Annotated in this window: 19 protein-coding genes; 13 read left to right on the forward strand and 6 right to left on the reverse strand. The window is 68.5% G+C overall.

What is annotated here, in order from left to right; all coding sequences use genetic code 11:
* The first annotated feature begins 63 nt into the window (after window positions 1-63).
* Together ACZK13_RS18635 and ACZK13_RS18640 are read left to right on the forward strand one after the other, a co-directional pair.
* On the forward strand, window positions 64-564 hold the full coding sequence (locus ACZK13_RS18635; RefSeq protein WP_049401009.1) for a PH domain-containing protein: 501 nt from the start codon (window positions 64-66) through the stop codon (window positions 562-564).
* Entirely contained in the window at window positions 561-2,105 is a 1,545-nt protein-coding gene (locus tag ACZK13_RS18640) for a PH domain-containing protein (protein WP_032128560.1), read from the forward strand. The genes ACZK13_RS18635 and ACZK13_RS18640 overlap by 4 nt, the downstream gene beginning before the upstream one ends.
* A 97-nt stretch (window positions 2,106-2,202) precedes the next feature.
* On the opposite strand, the gene ACZK13_RS18645 is transcribed toward ACZK13_RS18640, so the two are convergent.
* A complete protein-coding gene (locus tag ACZK13_RS18645) occupies window positions 2,203-3,261 on the reverse strand; it encodes a CDP-glycerol glycerophosphotransferase family protein (protein ID WP_253143467.1) in 1,059 nt (352 codons plus the stop codon).
* On the opposite strand from ACZK13_RS18645, the gene ACZK13_RS18650 reads away from it, so the two are divergent.
* Complete coding sequence (locus ACZK13_RS18650; protein ID WP_049461969.1) at window positions 3,260-4,078, forward strand: glycosyltransferase family 2 protein; 819 nt, start codon at window positions 3,260-3,262, stop codon at window positions 4,076-4,078. The genes ACZK13_RS18645 and ACZK13_RS18650 overlap by 2 nt on opposite strands.
* 43 nt (window positions 4,079-4,121) lie before the next feature.
* A complete protein-coding gene (locus ACZK13_RS18655) occupies window positions 4,122-5,243 on the forward strand; it encodes a glycosyltransferase family 4 protein (protein ID WP_125892196.1) in 1,122 nt (373 codons plus the stop codon).
* Between the two features lie 18 nt (window positions 5,244-5,261).
* Here ACZK13_RS18655 and ACZK13_RS18660 read toward each other — a convergent pair whose 3' ends face one another.
* The 4 genes from ACZK13_RS18660 to def all read right to left on the reverse strand — a co-directional run bounded on the left by ACZK13_RS18660 (window position 5,262) and on the right by def (window position 9,898).
* Window positions 5,262-6,983: an ArnT family glycosyltransferase gene (locus tag ACZK13_RS18660; RefSeq protein WP_253143468.1), complete on the reverse strand. Its 1,722-nt coding sequence runs from the start codon at window positions 6,981-6,983 to the stop codon at window positions 5,262-5,264.
* Window positions 6,984-7,006: 23 nt separating this feature from the next.
* Window positions 7,007-8,338: a 16S rRNA (cytosine(967)-C(5))-methyltransferase RsmB gene (gene rsmB, locus ACZK13_RS18665; protein ID WP_010481181.1), complete on the reverse strand. Its 1,332-nt coding sequence runs from the start codon at window positions 8,336-8,338 to the stop codon at window positions 7,007-7,009.
* A 3-nt stretch (window positions 8,339-8,341) separates the two neighbouring features.
* Complete coding sequence (gene fmt, locus ACZK13_RS18670; RefSeq protein ID WP_032128555.1) at window positions 8,342-9,265, reverse strand: methionyl-tRNA formyltransferase; 924 nt, start codon at window positions 9,263-9,265, stop codon at window positions 8,342-8,344.
* 120 nt (window positions 9,266-9,385) lie between these two features.
* A complete protein-coding gene (def, locus tag ACZK13_RS18675; RefSeq protein ID WP_008267110.1) occupies window positions 9,386-9,898 on the reverse strand; it encodes a peptide deformylase in 513 nt (170 codons plus the stop codon).
* A gap of 126 nt (window positions 9,899-10,024) precedes the next feature.
* Here def and ACZK13_RS18680 point away from each other — a divergent pair, with 126 nt between their 5' ends.
* From ACZK13_RS18680 to ACZK13_RS18720, 9 genes are all read left to right on the forward strand, one after another.
* Complete coding sequence (locus ACZK13_RS18680) at window positions 10,025-11,158, forward strand: LysM peptidoglycan-binding domain-containing protein (RefSeq protein WP_032128553.1); 1,134 nt, start codon at window positions 10,025-10,027, stop codon at window positions 11,156-11,158.
* Window positions 11,159-11,288: 130 nt separating this feature from the next.
* Window positions 11,289-12,416 (forward strand): DNA-processing protein DprA, encoded by a 1,128-nt coding sequence (gene dprA / locus ACZK13_RS18685; RefSeq protein WP_253143469.1) that lies wholly within the window; start codon window positions 11,289-11,291, stop codon window positions 12,414-12,416.
* Between the two features lie 43 nt (window positions 12,417-12,459).
* The gene (locus ACZK13_RS18690) at window positions 12,460-12,933 is read left to right on the forward strand and encodes a DUF494 family protein (protein WP_005411195.1); all 474 of its coding nucleotides are present in this window, start codon (window positions 12,460-12,462) and stop codon (window positions 12,931-12,933) included.
* Between the two features lie 39 nt (window positions 12,934-12,972).
* The gene (locus ACZK13_RS18695; protein WP_253143470.1) at window positions 12,973-13,731 is read left to right on the forward strand and encodes a pilin; all 759 of its coding nucleotides are present in this window, start codon (window positions 12,973-12,975) and stop codon (window positions 13,729-13,731) included.
* 49 nt (window positions 13,732-13,780) lie between these two features.
* Entirely contained in the window at window positions 13,781-14,713 is a 933-nt protein-coding gene (locus tag ACZK13_RS18700; RefSeq protein WP_132810846.1) for an RDD family protein, read from the forward strand.
* Between the two features lie 192 nt (window positions 14,714-14,905).
* A complete protein-coding gene (locus tag ACZK13_RS18705) occupies window positions 14,906-17,392 on the forward strand; it encodes a DNA topoisomerase I (protein ID WP_032129673.1) in 2,487 nt (828 codons plus the stop codon).
* 140 nt (window positions 17,393-17,532) lie between these two features.
* Entirely contained in the window at window positions 17,533-18,123 is a 591-nt protein-coding gene (gene tsaC / locus ACZK13_RS18710) for an L-threonylcarbamoyladenylate synthase type 1 TsaC (RefSeq protein ID WP_019338925.1), read from the forward strand.
* Between the two features lie 43 nt (window positions 18,124-18,166).
* On the forward strand, window positions 18,167-18,844 hold the full coding sequence (locus tag ACZK13_RS18715; protein WP_049401000.1) for a DUF4124 domain-containing protein: 678 nt from the start codon (window positions 18,167-18,169) through the stop codon (window positions 18,842-18,844).
* Between the two features lie 35 nt (window positions 18,845-18,879).
* The gene (locus ACZK13_RS18720; RefSeq protein ID WP_253143471.1) at window positions 18,880-19,626 is read left to right on the forward strand and encodes a hypothetical protein; all 747 of its coding nucleotides are present in this window, start codon (window positions 18,880-18,882) and stop codon (window positions 19,624-19,626) included.
* Between the two features lie 93 nt (window positions 19,627-19,719).
* On the opposite strand, the gene ACZK13_RS18725 is transcribed toward ACZK13_RS18720, so the two are convergent.
* Window positions 19,720-20,496: an SDR family oxidoreductase gene (locus tag ACZK13_RS18725; RefSeq protein WP_010481164.1), complete on the reverse strand. Its 777-nt coding sequence runs from the start codon at window positions 20,494-20,496 to the stop codon at window positions 19,720-19,722.
* Window positions 20,497-20,537 lie beyond the last annotated feature (41 nt).

The raw sequence follows: 20,537 nt of genomic DNA on the forward strand, positions 1-20,537 counted from the left end.
GCTACCGTCTGCGCGGTGCGGCCACGGCCGCCACCGCCCGCCTTGCCACCTGACGGAGCCCGCGTGACCGACGTTCCCCTTACTGCTCCGACCACCGATGCCTGGCAGTCGCTGCCGCGCCGCGCCGCGCGGCTGGCCGCACTGGAAGGTGCCTTCGGCGGCCTGTTTGTGCCGGGCCTGCCGCTGGCCGCAGCCGCGTGGTTCTTCGACCTGCCCGGCGGCCTGTGGACGGCCGCCCTTGGGCTGCTGATCGGCATCGTCTTCGGCGCCTGGCTCGGCCGCCGGCGCCTGGTCCGCACCCGCTGGCGGCTGGATGCCCAAGGGCTGGGCCTGCGCCGCGACCTGATGTGGCAGCTGGAAACGCGCATCCCCATTTCGCGCGTGCAGCACCTGGACCTGCGCCGTGGACCACTGGAACGCCGTGCTGGCCTGGCCACGCTGATCGTGCACACCGCCGGCACCCGCATGAGCGCGGTGACCGTCAGCGGCCTGGACGAGGCGGATGCCGAGCGCCTGCGCGATACCCTGTCCCACCAGCTCGACCAGGACGCCGACGCCCTGTGAGCCTGCCACCGCCTCTGCCTGCAGCACTGCCCGCCGGTGGCGAGGACCACCGCCTGCATCCGTGGTCGTGGTTGTTCGTACTGTTGATGCAGTTGCGCCATTACTTCCTGCCGCTGGTCGCACTGCTGGTGTTCGGCCAGCGCGGCGACCGCGACCCGATGTGGGCGCAGCTGATTCCGCTGACGGCAATTGCCGCACTGGTACTGGTGTCGGTGCTGCAGTACCTCAGCTACCGCTACCGTATCGGCAGTGATGCGATCACCGTGCGCAGCGGTCTGCTCGCGCGCAACCGGCGCGAGATTCCGTTCGCGCGCATCCACAACGTGGAGGTGCGGCAGAACCCGCTGCACCGTCTGTTTGGTGTGGCCGAGCTGCGCCTGGAATCGGCCGGTGGCGTGCGCCCGGAAGCGGAGATGCGGGTGCTGAAGCTGGACCAGGCGCTGGCGCTGGAACGGCTGGTCCGCCAGCGCGGGCAGGCGCCGCAGGCCGCCGGCATCACCGAGCCCGACCCGGTTGCCAGCACCGCGACTGAGAACGAGCAGGTACTGCTGCGCCTGTCGAGTTGGGACGTGGTACGCATGGGCCTGCTCTCCAACCGCGGCTGGGCGCTGGCGATCGCCGCGTTCGGCGTGCTGTTCCAGACCGTGCCACGGCCGGTGATGGACGATGCCCTCCAGCGCGGTGGACGCGAAGCCTTTGGCTACGCCAGCCATCTGCACCCCGGCGTGACCGGCGCGTTTCTGCTGCTGGCTGCCGCGCTGCTGCTGGGCTGGCTGGCGCTGCGCGTGCTGTCGGTGGTGCTGACGCTGCTGCGCTACCACGGCTTCACCCTCAGCGAGCAGGACCGACGCCTGACCGTATCGGCCGGTCTGCTCAGCCGCACCCGCAGCAGCGTGGCGCGCCGGCGCATCCAGGCCTGGACGCTGCGCGAAGGTACTTTGCAGCGCTGGTTCGGGCTGCGTCAGCTGCGCATCGACAGTGCCGCCGGTGGCCCCGCGCGCGATGAGGACCGCGCCCTGCGCGAACTCGCGCCGCTGGCGTCCAGTACACGTTGTGAGCAGCTGGTGCAGCACCTGCTGCCGCAGCTGCAGTGGCCTCCGCTGCAATGGCAGTCCATTCCGCAGCGCGGCTGGTGGCGGCTGTGCCTGGGCGCACTGGTGCTGGTGCCGCTGCTGGCTGCGGCCGCGTACTGGCGCTGGGGCCCATGGGGCCTGCTGGTGCTGGCGTGGCTACCGGTGGCGCTGCTGGTCGCGCACCGGCAGATGGCACGCATGGGCTGGTACCTGGACGAACACTATGTGGCGGTGCGCGGCGGCTGGTGGAAGCGCTGGTGGCGCTGGGCCGAGCTGGACAAGGTGCAGGGCCTGCGCCTGCAACGCTCGCCGCTGGACAAACTGCTGGGCACCAGCAGCCTGCAGCTGGATACCGCCGGCGCGCATGGTGATGTGGCGCTGACGCTGCATCATCTGCCGCAGGCACAGGCCCAACAGGTGATGGATCAACTGGCCGCGGCGCTGGCGCGGCGCAAGCTGCGCTGGTAAGCACTACAGGTCGTGCCGATCGCCGGCCGGCAACTGCCGCCATTCCCGAGGTTGCCGGCCAGCGGCCGGCACTACCGCGAGCGGGTTCAGCGAGGCATCAGCGCTGCGACGGGCCCCAATACCCCAGGTCCTTGCGGATCTGCAGATCGCGCACCCAGCTGCCGAATGGCTTGCGCCGCAACGCACCCATTTCACCGGACAGGAAATCCTCGGTGGCCGCGATCACCCGTTCACTGGAGCGGCCATCGCGGTAAGGGTGGATGGCATCGGCGTAGCGCACGATTTCCGCCTGCAGCGCGGCGTCCGGGTGCAGCGCGCGCTGCAGCATCGCCTGCAGCTGCGCAGGATCATCGAAGTCGATCATGTGCGGCTTCGGCACGCGGTTGCGGAAGGTCACCACCGGCTTGTGCTGCACGATGAACTCCGAAACGATCGATGAGGTGTCCGACACCAGCACATCGGCGGCACGCTGCGCGGCCATCACCTGCTCCGGCTCGATGAAGCGGGCATTGGCACCGGCCAGCGCGCGGTAGCGTTCGAACAGTTCCGGTGGGCACTTCGGGTGCAGGGTCAGCAGCCAGTAGTGGTCACCGGCGGCGATATCAGCGGCGATCTGCGCATGCAGGTGCGGGGCCGCGCTGAGCCGCTCGGTGAAGGTGGAACCGAACAGGATCACCGGGCGGTCACCGGCCGGTGCGCGCAGCGCGGAACTCTCGCCTCCGTCATCGCGGAACAGCGGGTCCAGCTTCGGCCAGCCAGTCTCGGCCACGGCGAAGTGGCCCTGCAGGCTGGCGATCTCGCGGAACGGTGCGGTCGTGGCCGGCCCCTGCGTGCAGTACAGGTCGAACATGCCGCGCACCCGGAAGTGGCCGCGCGCACTGTCCCGCTTCTCCACGTTGAAGCCATGGAACAGCTGCACCTTGGCCCCCGAAAGGAAGGTCGGCACCCAGTTGGCCGCGCTGAACACCGCCCGCGGACGCATTGCCAGGGCCTGCTTCAGGCCCACGTTGGGCACCCCCGGCAGGCAGCTGCCGGCCGCGCCGTCCTCGAACCAGGCCGCCACCTCCTGCCCGGACGCGTGCAAGGCCTGCGCCAACGGGGCGAGAATAGGCAGCGCATAGCGCTCCGTCGCAAACAACAGGTACCCGGCCATCATGTCCTCCACGACCGCTCCCATCGAACGGCCTCGCATCTCGGCGTGCATTATCGCGTTCAACGAGGCCGGGCGCATCGGCGACTGCCTGGCCTCGCTGGCCTTCTGCGATGAGATCGTGGTGGTGGACTCGCAGTCCACCGATGCCACCGTAGCCATCGCCGAGTCCGCCGGTGCCCGCGTGCTGCAGCGCCGGTTCGAGGGCTTCCGCAGCCAGAAGGCGTTCTGCGTCGAGCAGGCCAGCCACGACTGGGTGCTGTGCCTGGACGCCGACGAGCGCATCAGCCCCGAGCTGCGCACGGCCATCGAGCAGGCCCGCGACGGTGGCTTCGCCGGCCAGGCCGGCTACCGCTTCGCCCGCCTCTCGGAGTACTTCGGGAAGTTCCTGCGCCATGGCAATGCCTACCCGGACCGGGTGATGCGCCTGTTCGACCGCCGCCGCGGCGGCTGGCGCGGCAAGCGCGAGATCCACGAGGCGGCCAGTGTCGACGGCAGTGTGGGCACCCTGCGCGGCGACCTGATCCACTATCCGTACCGGTCATTGCAGCAGCAGCTGGCCAAGACCGAGAAGTACGCGCGGATGATGGCCGAGCACGAGTTCGCACGCGGCAAGCGGGCCACGCTGGGCAAGCTGGTGCTGGCGCCGGCCTGGCGGTTCTGGCGCGGCTTCCTGTTCCGTGGCGGCTTCCGCGACGGCTGGCACGGCCTGGTCTACGCCTACGTCCGCGCCAACTACGTGCGGCAGAAGACCATCATGCTGTGGATGCTGGGCAATGGACAGGCGGTGGCCGACCCGGCGCCTTCCGCGGACCGGCCTTGACCACGCTGTGTCACACTGCGTGGGCGTTGCCTGAAGACCCCCCATGAAAATCCTGTACACCAACTTCCACTACGGCGACGGTGGCGGCCACACCACGTACATCGTCTCGCTGGCGCGTGCGCTGCACGGCCAGCACACGCTCCACGTCGCCGCGCCGGCCGACAGCCGCCTGCTGCGGACCATGGCCGATGAAGGCATTGCCCGCACACTGCCGATTGCGTTCGGCAGCGGCCTGCCAACGCTGCCCCGGCAGCTGGCCGAACAGCGCGCGCTGCGCAGGCTGGTCCACGATGAAGGCATCGACCTGATCCATGTCAACGGTGCACGCGACCACCGCTTCGTGATGCAGGGGCTGCTGGGCATGCGCCGCCCGCCGATCGTGCTGACCAAGCACAACAGCAAACCCACCAATACCTTTGGCAATGCGCTGCGCGCACGCTGGGCCACCGATCGGCTGATCGCGGTCTCGGCCGACACCAAGCGCCTGCTGGAACAGGGCCCGTACCGTCGCTGCCCGATCGACGTGGTCCGCAATGGCGTTGACCTGGAGCGCTACTCACCGCAGCCGGCCGGCACCGGCAGCGCGCTGCGCCAGCAGTGGACGCAGGATCCACAGGCGCTGGTGCTGGTCAGCAATGCCGGCACCGACGATTACAAGGGCTGGATCGACCTGGCCCGGGCCATCGCACGGCTGCCCGATGCGGTGCGTCCGCATGTGCACATGGCCGTGGCCGGCCACCTGCCCAGCGCGCAGCAGCGCGAACAGGTGCAGGCGCTGGGCGAGGTGGCCGCGCAGGTGCACTTCACCGGCCTGCTGGCCGATACCCGTGTCCTGATCGCGGCCGGCGATGCTGGCTTCGTACTGTCCCATGACGTCGAGACGATCTCCTTCGCCTGCCGCGAGATGATGGCCAGCGCCAAGCCGATGCTGGTCAGCGACTACGCGGGCCTGCCGGAGAACATCGAACAAGGCGTCGATGGCTGGGTGGTTGCCACACGCGACATCGACGCCATCGCCGCCCAGGTACAGGCGCTGTACGCACAGCGCGATGCGCTGCCGGAACAGGGCCGCGCAGCACGCCGCCATGCACAGCGGGAGTTCGGCCTGCAGACATTCGCCGACGCCACGCTGGCCAGCTATCACGCCGCCCTGGCCAGCACCTGAGCCACGTTCCCCGAACGCTCAATCGGTGATGCCGGGCCCCTGCAGGCGGCGCTCGTGCTCGAGTTCCGCCACTGACGGCCGGCAGTCGCCGGCGACCGCATCGGCAGGCACCAGCCACCAGCGGCGACGATTGGAAATGCCCGCCATCTCGGCCCGCGCACGATCGATGCAGGCCTGCATCGCATCCTCGTTCACCAGCAGCCAGCGTCGCTGCGGAACCAGCCGCTGCCAGCGCACGGCCGCCTGCAGCTGTTGATGCCAACGTGCTTCGAATCCAAAGGTGGCCGCCGGGCGATCAGCCATCAGCAGGTTCTGCTCTTTCCATGCCACCAGTCCCAGCTCGGCCTGCGGACCGATGCGTGCACTCACTTCACGCATCAGGCCACGGGCCGAGCTGGAGTCGTTCAACACCGGATAGCCGACCAGGCTGTACAGCACCCAGACTCCTGCCAGGGTAGAGGCCAGGGCAACGTGCCGACGCTGGCGCCCGCACACCCACAGGCTCAAGGCCGACCAGACCGCCATCGCCAGCGCCGCCCAGGCCAGCGCATCGGTGGCACCGGGAAGCAACCCGCGGCCATGAGCAAGGCGCACTTCGAAATCCGGATCACCCAGCAGCGCCAGCGCACCCACCAGCCCCAGCGCCAGTGCCAGCAACGCGGTGAATGCGCCCAGCACGCGCTGCACATCGCGCCGCCTCAGCAGCCCGGGCAGCAACGGCGCCAGCGCCAGGCAGAACATCGGCAATGCCGGCAGGATGTAGACGTCGCGCTTGCCGTGCGGAAGGGAGAAGAACAGCACGACCAGCAGCCACCAGGCCAACGGCAGCAGGTAGCGCGCATCGCGCCGGCGCAGCCGCCGGAACCAGGCCGGAAGCGCCCAGGGCAGCAGCAGAAACGCGGGAATCCACATCGACGGCATGATCGCCAGGAAGTACCACCACGGCTGGTGATGGTCCCAGGACTGCGTATAGCGCCGCGCGGTCTGCCGGAACAGGATGTCGTCCATGTAGGCGCGGTACGGCTCCGAACCGGTGGCGAAGCCTGCCAGCAGCATCGGCGCCAGCCACAACGACACCGCCAGCAGGAAGGCCAACGGTGCCAGCCAGAAACGCAGGTCGCGCACGTGCAGGCGTACCCGTGGCCAGTGCAGCACGGATGCGACTGCCGCCGGCACGATCATCATCAGCGCCAGCACGCCTACGCCCTTGGTGATCACACCAATGCCGGCAAAGAACCAGCCCAGCCACCACCAGCGCCAGGCCGGACCCAGCAGCAGATGGCGCAGCAGGCCGTAGTTGGCCAGGGTGATGAACAGCACCACCAGCGGATCGATCTGCGCCTTCTTCGCCTGGAAGGTGAAGTGCAGCGCGAACAGCAGTGCCCAGCCCGCGTACAGCCCCACCTGGCGCGTCCACAGGCGGCGGCCGAGATCGACCACGCACCACAGCGTGCCCAGCGCGGCCAGCAGCGAGGGCAGCAGGAACGCCACCCGCCAGTGGCCGACCAGGCTGTACATCGCCGCCTGCAACCACATCAGCATCGGCGGCTTGTCCGAATAGAGCTCGGGGCCGCGATGCGGGAACAACCAGTAGCCACTGTCGACCATCTGCTTGGCCACCAGCGCGAAACGTGGCTCGTCCGAGGGCCACGGATCACGGAGGCCCAGGCCGGCCCCCAGCACCAGCAGGGCCATCACCACCAACAACCACGTCTGGCGCGACGCGTGGGCTTTCAGCATGGGACTCGAAACGGCAGCGGGGGTCAGGCTGCTTTTAACAGACGCGCGTAGAAGAAACCGTCAGCATCGTTTTCACCCGGCAGCCTCTGGCGCGCCACCCCTTCGCAATCCACGCCGAATGCATCGCCCAGCGGCTGCGCCACGGCATCCGGATGCCACTTCAGGAACGCGCGCACCTGATCGATGTTCTCGGCGCGCAGGATCGAACAGGTGGCATACAACAGAACGCCGCCCGGGCGCAGCATCGACCAGCAGGCTTCCAGCAGGCGCGCCTGCACGCCGACCAGTGCATCGATGTCTTCGGCGCGACGGTGGAACATCACATCCGGCTGGCGGCGGATCACGCCGGTCGCCGAGCACGGCGCATCAAGCAGGATCGCGTCGAACGGCACGCCATCCCACCAGGCGCCCGGATCACTGGCATCTGCCGCCAGGGTCTGCGCATGCTCGCCCACGCCGGTACGGGTGTAGGTATCGCGTGCACGGGCCAGGCGGCGCGCGTCGATATCCAGCGCCAGCAGGCGCAGGCTGGGGTCGCGCTCGAGCAGATGCGCCGACTTGCCTCCGGGTGCCGCACAAGCGTCCAGCACGCGGGCACCGGCCACCGGGGCCAGCGCATCGGCGGCACACTGCGCCGACAGGTCCTGCACCGAGATCGCGCCCTCGGCGAAGCCGGGCAGCTGATTCACGGCAACCGGAGAGGCCAGGCGCAACGCGTCGGCACTGAGCGGACTGGCTTCTGCGGCAATGCCGGCTTCGGCCAGCGCGGCCAGTGCCTTGTCACGACCGCCCTGCTGGCGGTTGGCGCGCAGCCACAGGGGCGCCGGTTGCAGGCTGGCGCTGAAGATCGCGTCGGCCTGTGCCGGCCAATCGCGTTCCACCGCATCGGCCAGCCATTCCGGGAAGGCATCGCGCGCTGGCTGCTCCGGGAAACCTTCGCGCTGCGCGCGGCGCAGGATCGCATTGACCAGGCCCGCCTGGCGCTCACGGCCCAGTGCACGCGCGGCATCGACGGTGGCCGACAGCGCCGCGTGCGCCGGCAGCTCCAGCACGTCCAGCTGGGCGAACCCGACCATCAGCAGCGTGCGCAGATCGGCATCACGCGCCGACAGCGGCTTCTGCATCCACGACTGCAGCGCCGCGTCATAGGTGCTGCGGCGGCGCAGGACGGCGAAACACAGGGCTTCCAGCAGCGCACGGTCGCGGCTGTCGGCCAGCTTCGGCAGCGCCCAGGCCAGTTCGGCCTTCAGCGAACGGCCACGGGTGAACACCTGTGCCAGCACACGTGCGGCCAGCATGCGCGTGGCCGCGCCCGGCGCCGCCTTGGCGACGGAGAAATCGTTCTGCTTCGACACCGCTTATGCCCCCACGCGCAGATCGCGGCGGGCGTTGAGGTAGTCGGCCGCAGTAATCGCCTTGCCACCTTCCCGCTGCAGCACGCGCAGGCGCAGTGCGCCCTGGCCACAGGCGATGTCGATGCCATCGCGGCTGGCCGCCAGCACCGTGCCCGGCGCCTGGCCGTGGGCCTCATCCAGCGCCACCGCGCCATGGATGCGCACCCGCTCGCCAGCCAGCGTCGCCTCGGCGATCGGCCACGGATTGAAGGCGCGCACGGTGCGTGCCAGCGCCCCTGCATCCAGCGCCCAGTCCAGACGGGCCTCGGCCTTGTCCAGCTTGTGCGCGTAGGTCACGCCCTGCTCCGGCTGCGGCCGCGCGATCGGCTTGATGCCGGCCCGCAGCAGGCCCAGGCCGTCGGACAGCACCTGCGCGCCCAGTTCCGCCAGCTTGTCATGCAGCTGGCCACCGGTATCGGTGGCCGCGATCGGCAGCTCCTGGTGCAGCAGCACCGGGCCGGTATCCAGGCCGGCCTCCATCTGCATCAGGCAGACGCCGGTCTTTGCATCGCCGGCCTGGATCGCGCGCTGGATCGGCGCGGCACCGCGCCAGCGCGGCAGCAGCGAGGCATGCACGTTCCAGCAACCGTGGGTCGGAATGGCCAGCACCGCCTTGGGCAGGATCAGGCCATAGGCCACCACCACCATCAGGTCCGGCTGCAGGTCGCGCAGCTGCTGCTGGGCGGCTTCATCCTTCAGCGATTCGGGCTGGTAGACCGGAATGCCACGGGCCACGGCTTCAAGCTTGACCGGCGACGGCGCCAGGCCACGGCCACGGCCGGCCGGACGATCAGGCTGGGTGTAGACGGCCACGACCTCATGGTGGCGCGCAGCCGCGCGCAGCGACGACACCGCGAATTCCGGCGTACCGGCAAAGACAATCCTCATGGCTACCCCACTTGCAGGATGGATTCGTGCAGGAAAGAAAACGGCGCCGTCGGCCGGCGCCGTACAGCCCGCGCGCGTCGCGCAGGCACGGGCCACCCGAAGGGCGGCCCGGATTGGCGATCACGCCACGTGCTTGCGCTGCTTGGCCAGCTTCTTGCGCACCATCTCGCGCTTGAGCGGCGACAGATAGTCGATGAACAGCTTGCCGTCCAGGTGATCCATCTCGTGCTGGATGCAGGTGGCCAGCACTTCGCCGGCTTCCAGCTGCTGTTCCTGGCCGTTGCGGTCCAGGTACTTCACGGTGATGGTATCGGCGCGGGTCACGTCGGCGAAGATGCCCGGAACCGACAGGCAGCCCTCCTGGTACACCCGGCCTCCGTCCTTGGCGACGATTTCCGGGTTGATGAACACATGCGGTTCATTCTTTTCTTCGCTGACGTCGATGACCATGAAGCGCTTGTGCACGTCCACCTGGGTGGCGGCCAGGCCGATGCCCGGGGCGTCGTACATGGTCAGGAACATGTTGTCGATCAGTTCCTGGAAGGCCGGCGTGGTGACTTCGGCGGCTTCGATCAACGCAGCCTTGGTACGCAGGCGCGGATCGGGGAACTCGAGAATGGGGAGAAGGGCCATGGCTGTTTCCGGATAGGGGGCCGGCACGCCGGCATACGTCGCAGATTCTAGCTCCAACGCTTGCCTTGCGCCCCGGTTTCTGGACTATAGTGCGCGGACCTGTTGGGGAATCAGGGCTTCACACCTATGTTGCTTCGTTTTCGTACGGTCGTCGCCGCGGCGATGCTGACCGTGGCTGCCTATGCTACCGCCGTGGAAGTGAATGGCGGGCACCCGGACACCTATGTGGTCCGAAAAGGGGATACGTTGTGGGATATCGCCGCACGTTTCCTGCAGAAGCCGTGGCTGTGGCCGGAGATCTGGCAGGCCAATCCGCAGATCGCCAATCCGCACCTGATCTATCCCGGTGACGTGCTCAGCCTGGCCTATCTGGACCGGGTGACCGTCGCTGCCAAGCCCGGCCCGCGCCAGGAAGCCCCGATCGATGCCATTCCGCTGGCCCAGGTCGAGCCGTTCCTGAAGCAGCTGAGCGTGGTCGACAGCATCGAGCAGCTACCCTACGTGGCCGGCCTGGAAGAAGAACGCCTGCGCGTCACCAGCGGCAGTGCGGTCTACGTGCGCCTGGCCGACGCCCAGCTGGGCCAGCGCTGGGCCGTGGTCCGCCCGACCGTGCGCTACGCCCAGCCCAAGCCGACCGAGGACCTGACCGCCAACGGCGACGTCACCCCCGGCAGCGGCAACCTGTGGCGGGCCTACAACGCCCCCAACCACCGCCGCGGCATACTCGGCTATGAGCTGGCCCAGGTCGCCACCGGCACCATCACCCATGTCGCCGGCGGCAAGGTCGAGGCGTCCACCCTGGTGCTGGACAAGAACGAAGGCGGCCGCGAGGTGCGTGCCGGCGACCGCCTGGTCCCGGTCGAGGCCAAGCCGTACGACCTGCAGTTCGTCCCCCATGTCCCGGCCGCCGGTGTCGAGGGCGTCGATGTGCGCGTGCTGGCCGTCACCGACATGTTCACCGCCGCTGGCCCGCGCGATGTGATCGCGATTTCCGCAGGTCGCGCACAGGGCGTGGACAACGGCACCGTGTTCTCGCTGTGGCGCCCGGGCCGCCACGTGGCGCACCGCATGAAGTACCCCACCTCGTCGCGCATGGACGATTCGCTCAGCACCGGCGCCGGCCGGGTTTCGCTGCCGGACGAATACGCCGCGCACGCCATGGTGTTCCGTACCTTCGACAACGTCAGCTACGCGCTGGTGATGCAGGGCGTGAAGCCGGTACGCGTGGGGTTCAACGCACTGCACCCGGACGCGAAGTAACCAGTCCCGGGTTGCCCGGCCACTGCAGGTAGTGCCGGCCGCTGGCCGGCAGGCACCTCCGGCAAAACCTGACAGCCACATGCGAAGGCGCCCTAGGGCGCCTTTGTTGTATGCGCTCGATAGTGGGGAGATGACCAACCAAGCTGACGAGGCGCTGCTGCGCCTGTTGATGGCAGGCGGCGCGCTGGCGCCACGGCGGGCACTGCTGCAGGCCGCAGGCAGCGCGGAGATTGCGATCGCGCAGGGCGCCGCGAACTGGCGCGCGCACGGCTGCACGCCCGAGCAGTGCGCCGCGCTGGAATGCCCGGACACCCGGGCCTGGGCCGTGGCACGGCGCTGGCTGGAAGACGACAACCAGCACCTGCTGGCCTTCACCGATCCGGCATTCCCCCCGCCCCTGCTGGATGTCCCGAACCCACCCCTGGCGCTGTTCATCGCCGGCGACCCCAGCCTGGCCTGGCGCCCGTCGGTGGCGCTGGTCGGCAGCCGCTCGCCGACGCCGGGCGGACGCGCCCTGGCCGCCCGGTTTGCCGGCTGCTTCGTCGAAGCCGGGCTGGCGGTGACCAGCGGCCTGGCGGCAGGCATCGACGCGGCCGCCCACCAGGCCACGCTGGACGCCGGGGGCTGCACCGTGGCGGTGATCGGCACCGGCCCGGACCGGGCTTACCCGGACAGCCACGCCAGGCTGCAGGCCCGGATCGCCACCGAAGGCGCAGTGCTCAGCGAATACCTCCCGGGCACACCGGCACGCCCCGGTCACTTTCCAGCCCGCAACCGCCTGGTGGCCGGGCTGGCGCTGGCGACGGTGGTGGTCGAGGCCGCCCAGCGCTCCGGCGCATTGATCACCGCACGCCTGGCCGCCGAGGCCGGCCGCGAGGTCTGTGCCCTGCCCGGTTCGGTACTCAACCCACGCGCCGCGGGCTGCCACCGGTTGATCCGCGAGGGTGCCGCACTGGTCGAGCGCCCGGAGGAGGTCCTTGAACTGCTGGCGCCCGCCCTTCGCCAGCAGCTGCCGGGCTTGCAATCACGGCTCGCCACCCCCACTGAACAGGCACCGCCGGCACTCCTGCCGGCGCGCTGGGCCGACGACCCTGACTACCAGTGCTTGTGGCGGGCCCTGGACCACAACCCAAGCGGTATGGATTCACTGATCACGCGCTGTGGATTGACGGCGCCCCAGGTGTCCTCCATGCTGCTGGCCATGGAACTGGCGGGAATCGTGGTGTGCGTACACGGCCGCTACTGTCGAACTCCCTAGTTTCTTCACCTCCACAGCGTCGCGCGACGCAGGCCGAGGGGCAATGAAAGAGAGCATCCTGGACGTACTGCTGTACCTGTTTGAACACTATTTCAGCGAAGATGCGGACCTGATCCGTGACCGCGATTCGCTTCAGAACGGCCTGATCCAGGCCGGTTTCAGCCCAACCGAGATCAACAAGGCATTCGACTGGCTCGATGCCCTGGCCGCGCAGCGGCCGAGCGTGGCCCAGGCACGGGTCGATGGCCCCGTGCGCGTCTACCACGGCCCCGAGCTGGACAAGCTGGACGTGGAATGCCGTGGTTTCCTGCTGTACCTGGAACAGCACGGCATCCTCGACGCCGACCAGCGCGAGCTGGTGCTGGACCGGGCCATGGCCCTGGACCAGGACGAACTGGACCTGGACGACCTGAAGTGGGTCGTGCTGATGGTGTTGTTCAACCAGCCCGGCTCCGAGGCGGCGTACGCCTGGATGGAGACGCAGATGTTCATGGACGAGCCAGAACCCCTGCACTGACCGTACACTTGGGGGCATAGCGCATTCAGGAGCGTCCCCGTGAGCGAGTGGTTCCATGCAGAAGGCAACCGGCAGCAGGGTCCGCTGCCGGCGGAACAGTTGGTCGAGTTGTTCCGCAACAACCAGATCTCCCTGGACACCCTGGTCTGGCGCGACGGCCTGCCGCAATGGCAGCCGTTGCGCACCGTGGTCGACGAACTCGGCCTGATCGTGCCGGCGCTGGACGCTGCCGCACCGCCGGTGGAACCCGAGCCCGATCCGGAACCGGTGGCACCGCCTCCGCCGCAGCCGCCGGTACTGCCGCCGTCCACGCCCTACACCACCAGTGCATCGGCCACCGCCCTGCCGGCGTCGAAGAAGAAGCTGTCCGGCTGCGCCCTGACCGCCATCATCGGCGGCGGCCTGCTGCTGGTGCTGGTCCCGATCGTGGCCATCCTGGCTGCCATCGCGCTGCCCGCCTACAACGACTACACCGTGCGCGCCAAGGTCGCCGGCGCAGTGACCGCGCTGCAGCCGTTGAAGGACCAGGTGCAGCATTTCGCCGATGACGAAGGCCGTTGCCCCGGTGCCAACGACGCCGGCTTCCCGGCCCCGGGTGACTTCGCCCATGCAGGGCTGTCGGCGGTGAACATCGGTCGCTTCAACAATGGCCACTGCGGCATCGAAGCCACCCTGGCACTGCCCGGCAAGAGCCTTGATGGCGACCTGCTGTGGCTGGAATACGATCGCGACAGCGGCCGCTGGGAATGCAGTGGCGAAAGCAACGACAAGTACCTGCCGCCGACGTGCCGCGGCTGAGCCACGCGCACGCCAGCACCTCCAAGGATGATTCAACAGGGAACATGCAATGACTGAGTGGTACTACGCCGAAGGACAGCAACGCCAGGGCCCGCTGCCGGTCCAGGAGATCCGCCAGCGCTTCCAGCGCGGCCAGCTGAACCTGGACACCCTGGTCTGGCGCGAAGGCATGGCGCAGTGGGCTGCGCTGCGCCAGGTGGTCGACGAACTGGGGCTGCAGACACTGGCCGACGCCAGCACGGCCACCGGCAGTGGCGGCTTCGACCTGCGTGGCGACTATGCCGCCATCGACAACGGTACGGCGCCACTGCCTGGCACCGGCGCGCTCAGCAGTTCGCCCTACAGCGCCCCTGCGGCGCTCGGCGGCGGCGGCCATGCCCAGCCGGTGATGGGCGGCGAAGTGGTCTACGCGGGCTTCTGGAAGCGCGTGGCGGCCTACATGATCGACTACTTCGTGCTGGCCATCCCCGGCGGCATCATCGGCGCCATCCTCGGTGTGGTGCTTGGTGCCAGCATGGGTGCGGTGGGCAGCGGCGAATCGGCCATCGAAATCGTGGCCCAGCTGGCCAGTGCCCTGATCAACCTGGCCATCGGCATGGCGTACTACACCTGGTTCCATGCCTCGCAGGGCGGTGCCACGCTGGGCAAGATGGCGGTCGGCATCAAGGTCGTGCGCAGCAATGGCGAGCGCCTGACCAAGGCCCGCGCATTTGGTCGCTACTGGGCCGCGGTGCTCAGCACCTTCACCCTCGGCATCGGTTTCCTGATGGCCGCCTTCACCGAGCGCAAGCAGGGCCTGCACGACATGATCTGCGACACCCTGGTGGTCGACCGCTGGGCCTACACCGACCAGCCGCAGCTGCAGCGCCGGGAGCTGGGCACGGTGACCGTGCTGGTGCTCGTACTGACCGGCCTGCTGTCGCTGGTGGGCCTGGCGCTCATGGTGTTCGCGGTTGGCTTCATCGCCAAGATGGCCTCATGAACGGCCATCCTCACGCCTGGCTGCTTGACATGGGCTGGCCGGGCGTGATTCCTCTAATAAGGTGAAACCTGAACGCCCGGCACATTACCGGGCGTTCAGTTTATGGATTTGCCCGTGGCCGCTTCACTAATGCGGCCGTTTGCTCCACCCTAGCGGCCCCTCTCCCCGGTCCGCCCACAGACCTTTCCTGACATGCCCAAGCACCTGCTCATCGTCGAATCGCCGGCCAAGGCCAAGACGATCAACAAATACCTCGGCAAGGACTACACGGTCCTGGCCTCGTATGGGCACGTGCGCGACCTGATCCCGAAGGAAGGCGCAGTCGACCCGGACAATGGGTTCGCCATGCACTACGACGTGATCGACAAGAACGAAAAGCATGTCGATGCGATCGCCAAGGCCGCCAAGGGCGCCGACGACATCCTGCTGGCGACCGACCCGGATCGCGAGGGTGAAGCGATCAGCTGGCACATCGCCGAGATCCTGAAGGAACGCGGGCTGGTCAAGGACAAGCCGATGCAGCGCGTGGTGTTCACCGAGATCACCCCGCGCGCCATCAAGGAAGCGATCAGCCAGCCGCGCGCGATCGCCAGCGACCTGGTCGACGCCCAGCAGGCGCGCCGCGCGCTGGATTACCTGGTCGGTTTCAACCTATCGCCGGTGCTGTGGCGCAAGGTCCAGCGCGGCCTGTCCGCCGGCCGCGTGCAGAGCCCGGCACTGCGCATGATCGTCGAGCGCGAGGAAGAGATCGAAGCCTTCATCGCCCGCGAATACTGGTCGATCGCCGCCGAGTGCGCGCACCCGTCGCAGCACTTCAACGCCAAGCTGATCAAGCTGGACGGGCAGAAGTTCGAACAGTTCACCATCACCGACGGCGACACCGCCGAGGCCGCCCGCCTGCGCATCCAGCAGGCCGCGCAGGGCTCGCTGCATGTCACCGATGTGGCCAGCAAGGAGCGCAAGCGCCGCCCGGCGCCGCCGTTCACCACCTCCACCCTGCAGCAGGAAGCCTCGCGCAAGCTCGGCTTCACCACCCGCAAGACCATGCAGGTGGCGCAGAAGCTGTATGAAGGCGTGGCGATCGGTGACGAAGGCACCGTCGGCCTGATCTCGTACATGCGTACCGACTCGGTGAACCTGTCGCAGGACGCGCTGGCCGAGATCCGCGACGTGATCGCCCGCGACTACGGCATCGCCTCGCTGCCGGACCAGCCGAACACCTACCAGACCAAGTCGAAGAACGCCCAGGAAGCGCACGAAGCGGTGCGCCCGACCTCGGCGCTGCGCACGCCTGCGCAGGTGGCGCGCTACCTGACCGATGACGAGCGCAAGCTGTACGAGCTGATCTGGAAGCGTGCGGTGGCCTGCCAGATGATTCCGGCCACCCTCAACACCGTCAGCGTCGATCTGTCCGCCGGCAGCGAACACGTGTTCCGTGCCAGCGGCACCACTGTGGTGGTGCCCGGCTTCCTGGCCGTGTACGAAGAAGGCAAGGACAACAAGAGCGCCGAGGACGAGGACGAAGGCCGCAAGCTGCCGGCGATGAAGCCCGGCGACCGCGTGCCGCTGGAACGCATCCAGGCCGAACAGCATTTCACCCAGCCGCCGCCGCGCTACACCGAAGCGGCGCTGGTGAAGGCGCTGGAAGAGTACGGCATCGGCCGTCCCTCGACCTACGCCTCGATCATCCAGACCCTGCTGTTCCGCAAGTACGTGGAAATGGAAGGCCGCAGCTTCCGCCCATCCGATGTGGGCCGCGCGGTGTCCAAGTTCCTGTCCAGCCATTTCACCCGGTACGTGGACTACGACTTCACCGCCAAGCTGGAAGACGAGCTCGACGCCGTCTCGCGTGGCGAAGAAGAGTGGATCCCGCTGATGGCCCGCTTCTGGGAGCCGTTCAAGGAGCTGGTGGAAGACAAGAAGGAATCGGTCGACCGTGCCGAGGCCAGTGGCGCGCGCGAGCTCGGCACCGACCCGAAGACCGGCAAGCCGGTCAGCGTACGCCTCGGCCGCTTCGGGCCTTACGCTGCCATCGGCAGCACCGCCGAGGACGCCGAGGAGAAGCCGAAGTTCGCCTCGCTGCGGCCCGGCCAGTCGATGCACACCATCTCCCTGGAAGACGCGCTGGAACTGTTCCTGATGCCGCGCGCGCTGGGTGAGGACAAGGGCGAGCCGGTCAGCGTCGGCATCGGCCGTTTCGGCCCGTTCGCCAAGCGCGGCAGCACCTATGCCTCGCTGAAGAAGGAAGACGACCCGTACACCATCGACCTGGCCCGCGCCGTGTTCCTGATCGAAGAGAAGGAAGAGATCGCGCGCAACCGGATCATCAAGGAGTTCGAGGGCAGCGACATCCAGGTGCTGAACGGCCGTTTCGGCCCGTATATCAGCGACGGCAAGATGAACGGCAAGATCCCCAAGGATCGCGAACCGGCCTCGCTGACCCTGGCCGAAGTGCAGCAGCTGATGGAAGAAACCGGCAAGCCGGTGCGCAAGGGCTTCGGCGCCAAGAAGGCTGCCGCGAAGAAGGCCCCGGCAAAGAAGGCCGCGGTGAAGAAGGAAGCGGCGCCGAAGAAGGCCGCTGCAAAGAAAGCGCCTGCCAAGAAGGCCCCGGCAAAGAAAGCGGTGAAGAAGGCTGCCGCGAAGAAAGCCCCGGCGAAGAAGGCCGCTGCAAAGAAGTAGATCCACGCCATGCGTGGATGAGGGGGGCGGACCAACGGTTCGCACCCACCATAAGCAGTCTGTACCTACCGCTGATGCCGGCCAGCGGCCGGCACTACCGGGTGCCAGGGTCCACCCCTTCTGCACGCGGCAGGGGGATAATGAAGGCCCACGCCGGGCCGGTCGCCGCCATGAAAGAACTCACCCTGGACTCTGCTGTCGCCACGCTCCGCGCGGGCGGCGTGATCGCCTACCCGACCGAAGCGGTCTGGGGCCTGGGCTGTGATCCCTCGCACGAAGCTGCGGTGCACATGGTGCTGCGGCTGAAGCAGCGCCCGATCGAGAAAGGCATGATCCTGGTCGCGGCCGAACTGGCGCAGCTGGAAGGCTGGGTGCGGCTGCAGGCGCTGCCCGACGCCCGCCAGCGCGCGGTGCTGGCCAGCTGGCCCGGTGCCAACACCTGGATCCTGCCTGCCGGCCCGCGCGCGCAGCCCTGGGTCACCGGCGAACACAGTGGTATCGCGGTGCGCATCAGCGCGCACCCGCTGGTGGCCGAACTCTGCCGCGCCTGGGGCGGCCCGCTGGTCTCCACCAGCGCCAACCTGGCCGGCGAACCACCAGCGCGCAGCCGCGAAGAACTGGACCCGCGCCTGCTGCGCCTGCTCGACGGCATCCTCGATGGGCAGACCGGTGGCCTGGCCCAGCCCACCCCGATCCGCGACGCGCTCAGCGGCAACGTGCTGCGCTCCTGAGCCGGCGATTGCGCTGCTGCGGACAATCACGCACCCTGCCGCCATGACCCTGCTGCGCGCCACCTTGAGCCTGTGCCTGCTGCTGCCGTGGACGGCACCCGCGGCCGAGGACGTGCGTGTCTACCGCTGCGTTGCCAGCAACGGTGCCGTCGCCCTGCAGGACAGGCCGTGCAACAGCGGCCGCCAGCAGGTGCGCGACCTGCAGCGCCCGCGCGATCCCGCTCCACGGGTGGTGCGCAGTGATGCCACGCCTCCGCCGCCCAGCGAAACCCCGGTCATCCGCGAGCGCGAAGTCCGCCACGTCTACATCCAGCCGCCGCAGCCGATGTACGAGTGCGTGAGCGAGGACGGACGGCGCTATACCAGCGACAACAACGAAGGCAATCCGCGCTGGGTGCCGCTGTGGACCAGTGTCTGGCTGCCGCACGGCCATCGTGGTCCAGCCTATCCCGGACCACGCCCGGCCATCGGCACGCCGATCGGCGAAGGCACGGGTTATCGCCGCCCCTCGATCGGCATGGACGTGCAGGTGCCGGCCGGCAGCGTGCTGGTCCGCGACAGCTGCCATGCGTTGCCACCACAGGAAGTCTGCGCACGGCTGAGTGACCGCCGCTGGGAGCTGGATCGCCGTTACAACAGCGCGCTGCAGAGTGAACGCACCGCCATCAGCAACGAACAGCGCGGTATCGATGCGCGCCTGTCGCGCGATTGCGAACGCTGAGCGCAGCACGCCGTCGCAGCCTGTACGCTGTGCGCATGAACCGAGTGATCTGGCTGCTCCTGGTGCTGCTGCCCGGAAGCGCGTTGGCCGAAGAGGGCGTGATCTACCGCTGTACCTCCAGCAGCAGTGACGTCCCTACCCTGCAGCGCACGCCGTGCGCCACCGGCAGCAAGCAGCAGGTGCTGCGCATCCCCGACCCGGCCAACTCGCAGGCGGCCGCCGCTGCGCCTGTAGCCGCCGAACCTGCATCCGCGCCCGTTGAAACACCCGCGCCGGTGCCGGCCGGACCGGCTGTTGCCCCTGCGGCCCCAGCAAAACCACGACGCGCGGACGAAGGACGCACGATCATGGAAGCAGGCATGGTCGAACACGCAGGAGACGACCAGATCCTCGACAGCGCGACGCTGCGCCGCGATGCCGAGGCCCGCGCCGCCGCAGGTGACGGTCCACCGAAGCCGCCGCTTCCTCCGATCTTCCAGTGCACCGACAGCCAGGGCGGCGGCTACCTGTACGAGTACGAAGCCGCGCCCGGCCGCTGCGAGCTGATGACGGTACAGGGCCTTGGCGGAGTGACGCCGGTGAATGCCGCCAGCTGTGAAGTGGTGCGCGACCACTGCGAAGCGCTTCCCGAAGCGCAGCGCTGCGGTGGTTGGCAGCAGCGCTTCCGCGATGCCCGCGGCCGTGAGCGCTTCGCCGCGCCGGAGAACCGCGATACCGCGCGCGGTGAACGCGAGCGGCTGCAGGGTGTGCTGGAGGCCAGCAACTGCCCGGTACCGGGGTGAGACCCACCGGTAGTGCCGGCCGCTGGCCGGCAACCACAGGATCTTCAGATGAGTGCAGTTGCCGGCCAGCGGCCAGCACTACCTGCTGAAAGATCAGAACCCGTAGCGCAGGAAACCGCCGTCCACCGCGATGCACTCGCCGGTCACATAGCTGGCCGCCGGCAGGCACAGGAAGCCCACGGCTGCGGCCACTTCCTCCGGCTCGCCGATACGACGCATCGGCGTGCGGTTGATCACTTCCTCGTAGTAGTCCGGGTCCGCCAACGGACCGGACGTGCGCCGCGTGCGGATGTACCACGGCGCCACCGCGTTGACCCGGATGCCATCCTCGGCCCACTCGACGGCCAGGTTGCGGGTCATCTGATGCATCGCCGCCTTGGTCATGCCGTAGACCACGCCGCTGCGCACATGGGTCAGGCCGGACACGCTGCCGACGTTGACGATGGATGACGACGCGTGGCGTGCCAGCAACGGATGTGCATAGCGCGACAGCTCGAAGGCCGAGAACAGGTTGGTCTCGAAGATCTTCCGCCATTCGTCCTCGGAATACTCCGTGGCCGCCTTGGTGACATTGCCGCCGGCGTTGTTGACCAGGATGTGCAGGCCATCACTATGATCCTCCACCCAGTCCAGGATCTGGCGGCGGTCCTCGTCGTCGGAGACATCGGCGGCCAGCGCATGCACCTGCATCTGCGGATACACGTCCAGCAGTTCGTCGCGCGCGGTCTCCAGCATGTCGATATCACGGCCGACGATCATCAGATCGGCGCCGAAGCCAGCCAGTTCATGCGCGATGGCCAGGCCGATGCCGGCGCTGGCGCCGGTGATCAGGGCGGTCTGGCCGTCCAGGCGCCACCGTTGCTGGGTCATGTGTTCTCCCGGGCCGCGCCCGCTGTGTTTCGATGCGGCAA

Source organism: Stenotrophomonas sp. 99219_Sma (genome assembly GCF_056480785.1).